Below are 12,949 nucleotides of genomic sequence, written 5' to 3'. Positions count from 1 at the left end.
CAAGGGAACAGCATCCCCCGACGACCCCAAACTAACCGAATACTGGGAAAAACGTAGAACCAACTACGGGAAAACATACTTTGCAAGAGGTTCAAAGCTATTTAAAGTAGCCCAAAACCAAAGCTGGAAATGCCCAATATGCGGTGAACACCTGTTTAATGGAGAAAAGCTACACACCCACCATAAAGTGCAAGTAAAGGATGGGGGTACTAACAGGGAAGACAACCTAGTCCACCTACACCTCACCTGCCACAAGCACGTACATACGGGTAAATGTTCTGAGACTCTGGAGGCTTGAGCCGGATGATGGGAAACTGTCAAGTCCGGTTCTTAGGGGGGAGAGATGCGGCGACGTATGCTCTCCTACCCGACAACAAAGTGCTGAGATACTGGATGGATAATCGAGGTGTCGGCAAAAAAGAGATGTACCAGTACAACACTCAGTTACGTGCAGAGTACACATTCGTTGCAGAACTAAACTCCCATGCTTGTCAAGCATCTGTTGAGAATGTAGAACGTGCAATCAATCGATTTTTCGACAATTGCAAGAAAAAGAAGCCTGGGAAGAAAGGGTACCCTCGGTTCAAGAAAAATACCCGTTCGGTTGAGTACAAGGTTTCTGGCTGGAAATTGCATTCATCCAAGCGTCGTATTAATTTCACCGACAAAAAAGGTATTGGCTCACTCAAGTTGTTAGGAAAATGGGATATTCACACTTTTCCTTTAGACCTAATCAAGCGAGTTCGCATTGTACGAAAAGCTGATGGCTACTACGTGCAATTTTGCGTCAAGGCTGATAATCAGCAAGATGCGCCAAATACTAATACAGAAGTCGGTATTGATGTTGGACTAGAATACTTTTATTCCGACTCTTCCGGCAATCACGAGGAAAATCCTCGGTTTTTACGCAAAGCCGAGAAGAATATCTTGCGCTCTCAGCGTCAAATTTACAAGAAAAAGAAGGGGTCAAGCGGACGGAAAAAAGCTCGTGGTGTTTATGGACGCAAGCATTTAAGAGTAACTCGACAAAGAGAAGAACACGCTAAGAGACTGGCGCGTAACTTATGCCTAGCAAACGCTAAGGTTGTCTTGGAAGACTTAAATGTAAGCGGACTGGTGAAAAATCACAAGCTAGCCAAAAGTATTAATGATGTTTCTTGGTATCAATTCCGCCTCTGGCTCGAATACTTTGGGCAGAAGTTTGGCAGGGAAGTAATTGCTGTTCCTCCACATTTCACAAGCCAAGAATGCAGCAAGTGCGGTACTAAAGTCCAAAAAACTCTAAGCACTCGCACTCATTCTTGCCCTACTTGTGGTCACGTTGAACATCGGGACGTGAATGCTGCCAAAGTAATCTTAAGTCGTGCAAAGGCAAGGCAGTGCGTTGCGGGGGTTCCCCCCGTTGTAGCACCTGCCGCTACGGGTGGGCAACCCGGAAGTAACGCTAGTGGAGTTGTAGCCTCTACTCCTGTTGGTCGCAAGACCTGCAAGAGCAAGCAACGACGCTGAAGCTAGAATCCCCGCGCTTCTAGCGCTGGGGAGTGTCAATTGTCTTGTTGTTCAATATAGCAGCGAACAGCCTGTTTGTATGCTGTAATTGCCTGTTCAGTATTTCCCACTTGTCGATAGGCTTTACCCAAAAGCTGGTAGGCTGCTGCAAATCTGGGCGCTAATCGTGTTGCTTGCTGGGCATCTATGATCGCGGCGGGGGCTGCATCCATCATCAAATAGATCAAACCTCGCTTCAGAAATGCTTCGATTGTGGGTTGGAGACGAAGTACCTCAGTATAATCAGCGAGTGCGCCCTGTAAATCCCCCAGTTTGACTCGTAGCTTCCCCCTTTGATAAAGAGCATCAGCAAACTCAGGATGCTCATTGAGAGCTTGATCCAGGCTCTGCAATGCTCCTGCTAGATCTCCTGCTTGAAGCTGTTCTAGTGCCTGGTGATACAGACTAGATGTCATAACTTTCCCCTTAACACTTCTATTAAGACTCATCTGGCTTCCGAAAATTTATGATAGTTTTCAGTTGAGGATAGGTGGGGGGTTGACAACCGTTAACCGTAAACCGGATGACATAATAGTTAAAATCAAGACGGAAGAGTATCTTTCATCTCTCCCGTCTGATGTTTTAAACGCTAACTGCTAAAAATTTAGAGTTTAGTGTCCGATACCAATATATTGGAATCCAGCTTTTTCTAACTGTTGGCGATCCAAGTAGTTCCGTCCATCAATCAATACAGCCGAGTGCATTAACTTCGCCATCTTACTGTAGTCGAGTTTCTGAAACTGTTCCCATTCAGTAATCACAACTAACGCATCGCAACCATCGGCTAACAGTTCTGGATCAGTTTCAACAATCACATTGGATAAACCATGACGCATTCCGGTTTGAGAGATAATCGGATCGTAAGCTTTAACTTTGGCTCCCAAACGGTTGAGTTGTTCAATAATATTTAAAGCGGGAGCATCTCGCAAATCATCGGTATCCGGTTTGAATGTTAAGCCTAACAATCCGATGGTTTTACCTTTGAGAATTTTCAGCATTTGTTGTAACTTTTCAACCGCCATTAACCGTTGACGATTGTTCACTTCAACAGCCGCTTTTAACAACTGCGCTTCATAATTGTAGTCATCGGCGGTATGAATTAAGGCTGAAACATCCTTCGGGAAACAAGAACCCCCCCAACCAATTCCTGCTTGTAAGAACTTACTCCCAATTCGGGAGTCTAAGCCAATACCAACCGCAACCTGTTTAACATCTGCTCCGACGCGATCGCAAATATTGGCAATTTCATTAATAAAGCTAATTTTAGTTGCTAAGAAAGAATTCGCCGCATATTTCACCATCTCGGCTGAACTGAGGTCCGTCATCACAACTGGAACCGCAGGTAAAGTCGGATCTTCAGCACACTTACGCTCTATAATCGGTTTATAAAGCTCTTGCATCATCTCCAATGCTTTTTGGCTATTGCTCCCCAAAACAATCCGATCAGGGTTAAACGTGTCATAAATTGCTGAACCTTCTCGCAAAAATTCGGGGTTACTCACCACATCAAATTCAACTTCTACTGTTCCGCTTCCTCCCTGTTGCTTTTGTTGTTCTGCAACTCCATCGAGAACAATCATCCGCACCCAGTCACCCGAACCAATCGGTACCGTTGACTTATTCACAACCACTTTGTAACCTTTGCTTAAGTGAGAACCAATTCCACGAGCTACAGCTTCGACATAGCGAGTATCACTTTCACCTGTTGGTAAAGCCGGAGTTCCAACCGCAATAAATAATATATCCCCGTGACTCACCCCTTCGGCTAAATCCGAAGTAAAGGACAAGCGTCCTTCCTCCATATTTTTCTTCATTAATTCTGATAAACCCGGTTCATAAATCGGTGACTGTCCGGATCTCATCAATTTGACTTTTTCTTCGTTATTATCTACGCAGAGTACATCGTGGCCAGTATGAGCGAGGCACACTCCAGTTACTAAGCCAACATATCCAGTACCAATCACACAAACTCGCATAATAATGATATCCTCATTCTATGAACGAAACAAAAAAGCAATATCGTTTTAGATGACCTGGGTTTCTGATCATCTTACTGGGATTCAAATGGTATCGCTGCCTGATGAATCCTATTTCTATTCTATTGTTGTTTAGACTTTTCCTCGAAAATTCGTTGGCGGAAGTCCTCAATCGTCAAGTTTAAGCCGTCTTCTAGTCCAATAGTCGGTTCCCAATTCAAGTAAGTTTTGGCTTTGGTGATGTCCGGTTGTCTTTGTCTGGGGTCGTCTTGAGGAAGCGGTTTAAATTGAATTTCCGCATCAGGATTAATCATGTGCTGAATTTTTTGTGCTAATTCCAGGATGGTATATTCATCGGGATTTCCCATATTCACAGGGCCAATATAATCCCCATTCATCAAACGCATCAACCCTTCTACCAAGTCAGACACATAGCAAAAGCTGCGAGTTTGAGAACCATCGCCATAGACCGTTAACGGAATTCCTTGCAAAGCTTGTACCACAAAGTTACTCACGACTCGACCATCATGTTCTAACATTCGAGGTCCATAGGTATTAAAAATCCGAGCGACTCGAATATCGACCCCATTTTGGCGGTGATAGTCAAAGGCTAAGGTTTCAGCAACTCGTTTACCTTCATCGTAACAACTGCGAATCCCAATCGGATTGACATTTCCCCGATAGTCTTCTGTTTGAGGATGTACATCCGGATCGCCATACACTTCGGAAGTTGAAGCCAGCAAAAACCTTGCTTTTACCCGTTTGGCTAACCCCAGCATATTTAGGGTTCCCAGTACATTGGTTTTAATGGTTTTGACGGGGTTGTACTGATAATGAACTGGAGAAGCCGGACAAGCCAAGTGGTAAATTTGATCTGCTTCTATGCGAATCGGTTCTGTGATATCATGGCGAATCAATTCAAAGTAAGGATTTCCCAGCCATTTAATTAGGTTTCGCTTCGTACCTGTAAAGAAATTATCCAGGCATACAACCTCATGTCCCTGTTGCATTAGGCGATCAATGAGGTGTGAACCGATGAAACCTGCTCCGCCTGTTACTAAAATTCTCATTGCTGCACGTACCACGCAAACGTAGAGGGTAATTCCATAGTACAAAACTCTGGCTTCAAATCCAAATCAACAGAAGTTGAGCTTTGGGGTTTACTGTATTGACTTGATGCAACGCTAAATTCCCTGACCAAATTTCAGCCCAACTGAGTCAAACTTTCAAAGGGCAAATTGAAAAATCCAACCAAATCCATCGCATCACATTTCTATGTCATTGTCAATGGGAACAAACGATTATTTGATTGTTGCGTTCCAACTCGTTTTTCCCGCAAATTTCGCGATTTTTTTTCCAAGACCCTCTTGACTTTTTGGGGCCGCTCCGGGTATCATTATTTAATAATGGGATAGTCGCGAAAAAAATATTTTTATCAATACCCGATTATAAAATACACTATTAATAATTTATCAGTATCCCCGACCCCTTGTCAACCCCCAACAGATGCGAATCTGAACTGAAATCTCGAAAAAAATGCGACAAGAAGGAACAGGGGTTAGGGTTTAGGGGGATTCGTATAGACATAGTATGCTACGTCTATACTCAAACAGGCTCAATCAAAGATGATGATGTGGGAGTACGTCACGATTCTTGATTGAGTCGCAATACCGCCATAAACGCTTCTTGGGGAACATCAACTGATCCTAGAGACTTCATGCGTTTTTTCCCTTTTGCTTGTTTGGCGAGTAATTTCTTCTTGCGACTGATGTCTCCCCCGTAACACTTGGCTAACACATCTTTTCGCAACGCCGGAATATGTTCACTCGCAATCACTTTAGACCCAATCGCGGCTTGCAGAGGCACCTTAAACTGATGACGAGGAATCAACTCTTTCAACTTCTCGACCATTCCTCGACCGACATTATAAGCCTTATCTCGGTGAACAATCATCGAAAGGGAATCGACCGGATCACCATTGATCAACAGATCTAACTTTACTAAAGGATTCACCCGATAGCCAATCAAATGATACTCCATACTCGCATAGCCCCGAGTCCGAGACTTCATCTGATCAAAGAAATCCGTCACCACTTCCGCCAGGGGAACTTCATAGACTAGGGTTGTCCGTCCCTGGGTCAAATATTTCATGTCTTTAAAATCACCCCGACGAGTTTGACCCAAATCCATCAAGGTGCCCACATATTCTTCGGGGGTAATCATTTCTACCCGCACATAGGGTTCTTCGATCTTTTCTCGCTGATTGGGTTCGGGTAAATTGCTGGGGTTATCTATCATTAACACTTCCCCTTTTAAGGTCGTTACTTGATAAACAACGGAGGGAGAAGTCACAATTAAATCAAGATCATATTCCCGTTCTAAACGTTCCTGCACGATTTCCATATGCAGTAAACCTAAAAACCCGCAGCGAAACCCAAATCCCATCGCCGTTGAGGTTTCCGGTTCATAAGAAAGAGCTGAATCATTCAACTTCAGTTTATCAAGGGCTTCGCGAAGCTCAGGAAATTGATCGGAATCTGTCGGAAACAAGCCACAAAATACCATCGGATTTGCTTCTTTGTAACCGGGTAAGGGTGATTCTGCGGCATCCTTGGCTAATGTAATTGTATCTCCAACTCGGGCATCTTCAACGGCTTTAATTGCTGCGGCTAAATAACCCACTTCTCCGGCGTGAAGTTCATCAACGGGTTTTTGAGTCGGAGACAAAACGCCTATTTCATCAATTTCGTATTCTTTTTGGGAAGCCATTAAACGGATGCGATCGCCTTTTTTCAGACGACCATCCATGACTCGAAAATAAACAATTACACCTCGATAACTATCGTAGTAGCTATCAAAAATTAACGCCCGTAACTTTTGGGAAACGGTATCTTGAGGAGCTGGAATTAATTTAACAATTGACTCTAAGATTTCATTAATGCCAATTCCTTCTTTAGCCGAGGCTAAAATCGCGCCTGAGCAGTCTAAACCGATAATTTCTTCGATTTCTCCCTTGACTCGTTCAGGTTCGGCTCCAGGTAAATCTATTTTGTTTAATACCGGGATAATCTCTAGGTTATTTTCGAGCGCGAGATAAACATTTGCCAAGGTTTGAGCTTCTACCCCCTGAGAAGCATCTACGACGAGTAACGCCCCTTCACAAGCAGCGAGACTTCGCGACACTTCATAGGAAAAATCCACATGACCCGGAGTATCAATCAGATTCAGCACATAATGATTGCCATCTTTTGCCGTATAGTCCATACGAGCCGCTTGCAACTTAATCGTAATGCCGCGCTCTCGTTCCAAATCCATCGAATCGAGGAACTGCTCTTTCATCTCCCGTTGAGCCACTGTACCTGTCTCTTGTAACAGGCGATCGGCTAAGGTTGACTTTCCGTGATCAATGTGAGCAATAATTGAAAAGTTGCGAATCCGAGAAACAGGAACGTTTGTCATAGGGAGATTTCCACAGGGAGAGCTTGTGTTCGAGATGGCATCAGGAGGGTTACGACTTACTTAACGTATTTTAACAAAACCAGGCTGGTCTGAATGTAAGGCTTTTATACTTTTTTCTCAATTTTTGGGGGCGACTCAACTGCCAACTCAAATCAAAACGACAGTTCATGTAAACACTTTTGCTCTAACGAAGGTCGGGTCAGCTTCCACTCCAGTCGCTAGGATTGCTTTTCCAACTCGGCTTTCATGCGTTCTAGTGTTGTGTTCATCTGAACGAACATTTGATCGGGTGTAATTCCAAATTGACCCAGTTGAGTTTTCAACTGTTCCATTGTCATCTGAGCCATAAAATCTTCAGATAGTTCAAACCGCTTCATAAAGATGCGGTAACGATCCATGATCGACTCCATCTGTTGGATAAAGATTTTTTTCCCTTCGCGATCAAACTTGCCGTAATCACCGCCGAGTTTAATTAAAGCCTGATAATCTTCAAATAACTGCTTGGCTTCTTGCTGAACGATCTCTGAATCAAAAAATCCCATAGCTGCCCTTTCTTCAACCTAACTGCAACCATTTACACTCAGGAAATTCCCAAGTTTTTATTGATATTATTCTAACAGTCAAGATGAACAGTCCTCACTCCGTTTTTAGTCGCAATTTCCGTACTTAGCAGAGTCGGGGGAACAAGGGTGACTCCCAACGAGCCAATTTTTTGGGGGAACAATCTCCCCCCCCCTGAAATCCCCTAGACTTGTCCCCAGCGTTCAAAGGGCCAGAAGCGAAAAGCTGCATGACCAATGATATTTTCTTGGGGGAGAAAGCCCCAAATATGAGAATCATTGCTGTCGTTGCGGTTATCACCCATGACAAAGTAATGATCGGCCGGAACCTTCCCAGGTCCCCAGTTGTAAGCTGGCGGTTCAGCAATGTAGTCTTCTTTGAGCGGTTGGTTATCTACATAAACAATGCCATTGCGTACCGCGACCGTTTGACCGGCTTGGGCGATAATCCGTTTAATAAAGGCTTGTTGAATTGAATAGCCCTGAACTTGTAACTGTTTAGGAGGGCTAAACACTACGATCTCTCCGGCTTTTGGGGGATGGAGGTGATAAGAAACCTTTTCAACCACCAAGCGATCGCCGATTTCCAGAGTGGGAATCATTGAATCGGAGGGAATGTAGCGCGGTTCGGCGACAAACATTCGGATCAACACAGACAATACCAGAGCGATCGCCAAAATCAAAAGATTTTCCCGATGTTCACTCCAAAGCTTGAGCAATCGGGTTTGTGAGGTCTCGGTTTGAGTTTTCGGCGGCGGTGAGGGCATTTCCATCTAGTGAAACCAACGAATTTAAGTGAAATTTATCAAATTTGAGTTGGATTTTCCGAGGTCAGATCTACATATTTTTCAGGGGTTGACTCTCTCTCAAGGATGAAAGCGTATTCCCAAAAATATATCGTAAAGAAAACCCCGAAAATCTTTTCCTTGTAACAACCCCAAGGTTTGAGGTGAACCTTTAGCATCTAATAAGGGTTTCATTTTCTCATAGGCGGGTTTGTATTGATACCAAGGAATCGACGGCCACAGATGATGAATCAGATGATAATTCTGACCGAGAATTAAGATATTCAGGATAGCACTGGGGTAAACTCTGGCGTTTTTCCAGCGATTTCGCTCTTGAAAAGGGCGATGAGGCAGGTAATCAAAAAATAACCCCAAAGCCAAACCCACAACTAGCGCAGGTGAAAACCAATAGTTGAGGATATATGCGGTAAAGCCATAATGTATCGAACAGCCGACGATGCTAAAGACGACTAACCGACTCAAAAACCATTCCAAAAGCTCATATTTTCGCCAAAGTTGCCGTTTAAAGAAAAATACCTCATGGTAAAAGAAACGAGCTGCAATCAACCATAAAGGCCCGCCTGTGGAAACAAAATGATCCGGGTCGTTGTCTGGATCATTAACATGAGCATGGTGCTGTATGTGAACCCGTGTAAACACTGGAAAGGCAAAACCGAGCATGAGCGCACTGCCATGTCCCAGAATGGCATTCACAATCCGATTTCGATGCGCTGAATTATGAGAAGCATCGTGAATCACTGTTCCTGCTAAGTGCAGAGCCAGCACGTTAATGAAAAAACAACACCAACCTACCCAATTCCAACACCAATATCCGATCGCCGATGTTGTTACTAAAGCTACTGCAACTAGGAACATCAGTAGCGTTAAATTGAAGCCCCCCTCCGGGAGAAGAAACTCCTTGGGAGCCGTCAGTGCCTTCCCGGCCTCCGACATTACTGTTCGTACTCCTTATTCTGTCACACCACTGTATTTTATGAGACTCTGCCGCAAACTGTAAAGTTTCGTGACAAAAATGAATCTCAGTTTAACAAGTTGAAAACCAACTTTAAATTTACCCGAAGAAGGAGAAAAATTCCATGTCCTCTCGTTTAAAGTCTCGTTCTCACCTCAGCTCCAATCTACACCGAATTCTCAGTTTATCGGTGAGTGTTTTCATTTTATTGGGTTTTGGCTCTGCCCAAGCTAGACCCAACTGGACAGGAGGGGGTCGTACTCCTGGATGGTTTCCTCAACAAAACGATGATAGTCGGGACATCCGAGTTCCAACACCGGAAACCAGCGAAACTCAAACTGAACCCCGTCAAACCCAAGGTTCACCGCTTCCCGACTCGCCCAGCAATACTCCGATCCCTGTGGAGGAAATTCAAACCGAAACGGCGACTGAACCTCGGTTTAGATGTGAAATCATTGGGGGTGAATATACTGTCATGTATTATCCGGTTAGTCAAGACAATCAAGGCTTTGCTTGGGCGGTTCCCGGTGAAATGGGAGGGGGTTGGACTCCTGATCGTCGCTGTAACGAAATCAGTAGCCGTTTAGAGTCCTATAGACCCGATGGACTGTATGAATTGCTAACCAGTGTAGAAAACGGCTATAACGTGATTTGTGCGACAACCGAAGATATCCCCAGTTGTCGAATTGTCTTAACTGTACCGACTGGAGAAAACCCCCAACAAGTCCGCGATCGCATTTTCCAAAACCTCGTCGTCGCTGATAGCGGTACTGCGACCCAAGGCGTATATACGCTCACCGACGAAAGCAGCACGGGTGATATTATTCAGGGTATCTTCCGAGGCGGTACGGGTGGCAACTCTACTCAACAAAATCGCTCCCAAGGGATTAACCTGAAACCCTTCCTCGCCCCCGAAGATGGTGGAACAGGCGCAAAGTTACAGTGAACAGGCAACAGGTGGGCTGGTGACAAGAGAAAAAACTGATCACTCTAAAGCTGGGTTTAGAGAAGTCATAGCGGTTTTCAATTTTTAGAGGCACAAGTTCGATTAAAAACCCGGTTTCTCAATAGAAAGCGGGTTTTTGGGAGTACCCGATCGCGATCGCACACCGCTATATTTGTGGGAAGATATACATTTTGATGGAACTCGCCCCTACCAAACTGATAACTGATAACTGTAAAGATGCACCGAACTAAAATTGTCGCCACCATTGGCCCTGCAACCGCCCAGCCTGAAGTTTTACGCGCCTTAATAGAAGCAGGTGCAACAACTCTGCGACTCAACTTTTCTCACGGTACTCACGAAGATCATCAACGCAGTATTCGGATGATTCGGCAAATCTCCTTTGAACTGAATCAACCCGTTGGCATTCTACAAGATCTCCAAGGCCCGAAAATTCGTTTAGGTAAATTTGAAAACGGTTCCATTGTCCTCAAACGAGACGATCCCTTCATTCTGACGCCACGTCTGTTACCGGGAACCCAAGAAATCTCCTCTGTCACCTACGAACCCCTGGCTGATGAAGTTCCAGAAGGTGCAAACATTTTGCTCGATGATGGCAAAGTGGAAATGATTGTGGAAAAAGTTGACTCTTTGACGAAAGAACTGCATTGTCGGGTCGTTGTAGGAGGGCCGCTTTCCAACAGCAAAGGGGTTAATTTTCCGGGGGTGTATTTGTCGATTAAAGCCTTAACGGACAAGGATCGTAAGGATTTGATGTTCGGCCTCGATCAAGGGGTGGATTGGGTCGCCCTTTCTTTTGTGAGAAATCCTCAAGATGTTTTGGAAATCAAAGAACTGATCGCCAGTGCAGGCAAAAATGTTCCTGTAATCGCCAAAGTTGAGAAACACGAGGCGATCGAACAGATGGAAGAAATCCTCACCCTCTGTAACGGTGTAATGGTCGCTCGGGGAGATTTAGGGGTGGAACTTCCGGCTGAAGATGTCCCCATTTTACAAAAGCGGTTGATTGTCACGGCGAACCGCATGGGAATTCCCGTGATTACGGCGACTCAAATGTTAGACAGTATGGTGGGCAATCCTCGACCGACTCGGGCTGAGATTTCTGATGTGGCGAATGCGATTTTAGATGGTACCGATGCGGTGATGTTGTCTAACGAAACGGCTGTGGGTAAATACCCGGTCGAAGCAGTCGCAACGATGGCTCGAATTGCGACTCGCATTGAAAAAGAAGGGATTACCCGTAATATTTCTACGGTGGCTGATACGGGGCGATCTGTTCCCAATGCGATTTCGGCGGCGGTGGCTCAAATTGCTCAACAAGTGGATGCGGCCGCGATTATGACTTTAACGAAAACCGGAGCAACGGCTCGGAATGTTTCAAAGTTTCGCCCTGCTACCCCGATTTTAGCCGTGACGCCTCATGTGGAAGTGGCGAGACAGTTGAGTTTGGTTTGGGGGGTGAAGCCTTTATTGGTCTTAGATTTGTCTTCTACGGATCAAACGTTTCAGTCGGCGGTGAATGTCGCCCGAGAAAATCATTTACTGTCTGATGGGGATTTGGTGGTGACGACGGCGGGAACTCTGCAAGGGGTTCCGGGTTCGACGGATTTGGTGAAAGTGGAAGTGGTCAACGCTTTGTTAGGGAAAGGAACGGCTGTTGGTCAGGGTTCGGTTACAGGACGGGCGAGAGTGGCAAAAGATGCTTTGCAGTTAGGTGATTTTAGTTTGGGTGATATTTTGGTTGTTCCTCAAACCAGCGCTGAGTTTTTAGAGGTGATTCGTAAAGCTTCTGGAATTGTCACGGAAGTGGATAGTTTGACTTCTCATGCGGCGGTGATTGGTTTGCGTTTGGGAATTCCGGTGATTGTTGGGGTGAAAAATGCGACGAAGGTTATTCGCAATGGCACTATTTTAACTTTGGATATGCAACGGGGTTCGGTGTATTCGGGGGCGACGGGAGGATCAATCAGTTAACTGTTATAGCGCTACGCGCTAGGCAATCTTGCAAAAGGCAAAAGCGCAAACTTGCGACGGGCGCGGTTTCCGCCAGAAGCACAGTTTGTAAGAGAGGCAAAAGTTAGACTACAAAAGGTTTTCAGCTTCTTAAAAAGTTTGGCGGGAACGTCCGGTATAAACGCCTGGGGAGACCCCAGGCGACACGGACTCCGGAAACCGACACCGCCAACTTTTCGCTTTTACTAATGTCCTAACCATAATGCGTAGTGCTATAGCAGTCCGTTCTGAGTTGTGTGTCATATCTTCTTGCAAAAGGCAAAAGGCAAGAGGCAAAAGGCAATCTTGGAAAGTCGTTACAGACTTTTTATCAGCTTTTAGATTTCTCACAAATCATTTCTGATTGCTATATATAACTGATATAGCGCTACTTGAATCGGGAACAGGGAACAGGGAACACCGGATCAGTAGACGGTGAAGGGGTTTTATGATTTAGAAATGTCCTAATGTATTCGCTTACTGCTATAACTGGTGACTATATTGACTCATCTTTTTCACATTTTAAGTAATTTTTATCTCAAAAAGTGTCTTTGATTTGTACAAAATTAGTGACTCAATATAACTTTAACAGAAGCTTTTCGTATCTTTATATAAAATCAACAGATGTTAGATGCTGTAAGTCTTGCAGGTTGAGCATACAAGTTGGCTCGAAATTAAAAACAGTATAAATA

11 protein-coding genes are annotated in these 12,949 nt (G+C 44.7%); 4 read left to right on the top strand and 7 right to left on the bottom strand.

Annotated elements, in window-relative coordinates; all coding sequences use genetic code 11:
* The first annotated feature begins 136 nt into the window (after window positions 1-136).
* Together WN50_RS35370 and WN50_RS15805 are read left to right on the top strand one after the other, a co-directional pair.
* Complete coding sequence (locus WN50_RS35370) at window positions 137-298, top strand: HNH endonuclease (protein WP_200906263.1); 162 nt, start codon at window positions 137-139, stop codon at window positions 296-298.
* Window positions 299-303: 5 nt separating this feature from the next.
* A complete protein-coding gene (locus WN50_RS15805; RefSeq protein WP_053221530.1) occupies window positions 304-1,509 on the top strand; it encodes an RNA-guided endonuclease InsQ/TnpB family protein in 1,206 nt (401 codons plus the stop codon).
* Between the two features lie 35 nt (window positions 1,510-1,544).
* On the opposite strand, the gene WN50_RS15800 is transcribed toward WN50_RS15805, so the two are convergent.
* From WN50_RS15800 to crtR, 7 genes are all read right to left on the bottom strand, one after another.
* Window positions 1,545-1,964, bottom strand: coding sequence for a tetratricopeptide repeat protein (locus tag WN50_RS15800; protein ID WP_160315392.1), 420 nt, complete (start codon window positions 1,962-1,964; stop codon window positions 1,545-1,547).
* Between the two features lie 195 nt (window positions 1,965-2,159).
* Window positions 2,160-3,524, bottom strand: a complete 1,365-nt coding sequence (locus WN50_RS15795; protein WP_046281158.1) for a UDP-glucose dehydrogenase family protein — start codon at window positions 3,522-3,524, stop codon at window positions 2,160-2,162.
* Window positions 3,525-3,646: 122 nt separating this feature from the next.
* A complete protein-coding gene (locus tag WN50_RS15790) occupies window positions 3,647-4,594 on the bottom strand; it encodes a UDP-glucuronic acid decarboxylase family protein (protein ID WP_046281157.1) in 948 nt (315 codons plus the stop codon).
* Between the two features lie 574 nt (window positions 4,595-5,168).
* Complete coding sequence (gene lepA / locus WN50_RS15785) at window positions 5,169-6,983, bottom strand: translation elongation factor 4 (RefSeq protein ID WP_046281156.1); 1,815 nt, start codon at window positions 6,981-6,983, stop codon at window positions 5,169-5,171.
* 218 nt (window positions 6,984-7,201) lie between these two features.
* Window positions 7,202-7,525 carry a DUF1825 family protein gene (locus WN50_RS15780; protein WP_046281155.1) on the bottom strand — a complete coding sequence of 108 codons (324 nt, stop codon included), beginning with the start codon at window positions 7,523-7,525 and terminating at the stop codon, window positions 7,202-7,204.
* A gap of 203 nt (window positions 7,526-7,728) precedes the next feature.
* Complete coding sequence (lepB, locus tag WN50_RS15775) at window positions 7,729-8,316, bottom strand: signal peptidase I (protein WP_152964830.1); 588 nt, start codon at window positions 8,314-8,316, stop codon at window positions 7,729-7,731.
* A gap of 93 nt (window positions 8,317-8,409) precedes the next feature.
* The gene (crtR, locus tag WN50_RS15770) at window positions 8,410-9,282 is read right to left on the bottom strand and encodes a beta-carotene hydroxylase (RefSeq protein ID WP_046281154.1); all 873 of its coding nucleotides are present in this window, start codon (window positions 9,280-9,282) and stop codon (window positions 8,410-8,412) included.
* Window positions 9,283-9,425: 143 nt separating this feature from the next.
* Here crtR and WN50_RS15765 point away from each other — a divergent pair, with 143 nt between their 5' ends.
* Window positions 9,426-10,247 carry a COP23 domain-containing protein gene (locus WN50_RS15765; protein WP_046281153.1) on the top strand — a complete coding sequence of 274 codons (822 nt, stop codon included), beginning with the start codon at window positions 9,426-9,428 and terminating at the stop codon, window positions 10,245-10,247.
* Window positions 10,248-10,484: 237 nt separating this feature from the next.
* Window positions 10,485-12,239, top strand: a complete 1,755-nt coding sequence (pyk, locus tag WN50_RS15760) for a pyruvate kinase (protein WP_046281152.1) — start codon at window positions 10,485-10,487, stop codon at window positions 12,237-12,239.
* The last annotated feature ends 710 nt before the right edge of the window (window positions 12,240-12,949 follow it).

The sequence above is a fragment of the Limnoraphis robusta CS-951 genome, assembly GCF_000972705.2.
The sequence above is the reverse complement of the archived record's forward strand: the minus strand, read 5'-3'. Positions and strand labels throughout refer to the sequence as shown.

Bases quoted from the DNA above. Each gene is read 5' to 3' on its own strand.
- WN50_RS15765 (WP_046281153.1), top strand. From the start codon at position 9,426: ATGTCCTCTCGTTTAAAGTCTCGTTCTCACCTCAGCTCCAATCTACAC.
- crtR (WP_046281154.1), bottom strand. From the start codon at position 9,282: ATGTCGGAGGCCGGGAAGGCACTGACGGCTCCCAAGGAGTTTCTTCTC.
- lepB (WP_152964830.1), bottom strand. From the start codon at position 8,316: ATGGAAATGCCCTCACCGCCGCCGAAAACTCAAACCGAGACCTCACAA.
- lepA (WP_046281156.1), bottom strand. From the start codon at position 6,983: ATGACAAACGTTCCTGTTTCTCGGATTCGCAACTTTTCAATTATTGCT.
- WN50_RS15805 (WP_053221530.1), top strand. From the start codon at position 304: ATGATGGGAAACTGTCAAGTCCGGTTCTTAGGGGGGAGAGATGCGGCG.
- WN50_RS15795 (WP_046281158.1), bottom strand. From the start codon at position 3,524: ATGCGAGTTTGTGTGATTGGTACTGGATATGTTGGCTTAGTAACTGGA.
- WN50_RS15780 (WP_046281155.1), bottom strand. From the start codon at position 7,525: ATGGGATTTTTTGATTCAGAGATCGTTCAGCAAGAAGCCAAGCAGTTA.
- pyk (WP_046281152.1), top strand. From the start codon at position 10,485: ATGCACCGAACTAAAATTGTCGCCACCATTGGCCCTGCAACCGCCCAG.
- WN50_RS15790 (WP_046281157.1), bottom strand. From the start codon at position 4,594: ATGAGAATTTTAGTAACAGGCGGAGCAGGTTTCATCGGTTCACACCTC.
- WN50_RS15800 (WP_160315392.1), bottom strand. From the start codon at position 1,964: ATGACATCTAGTCTGTATCACCAGGCACTAGAACAGCTTCAAGCAGGA.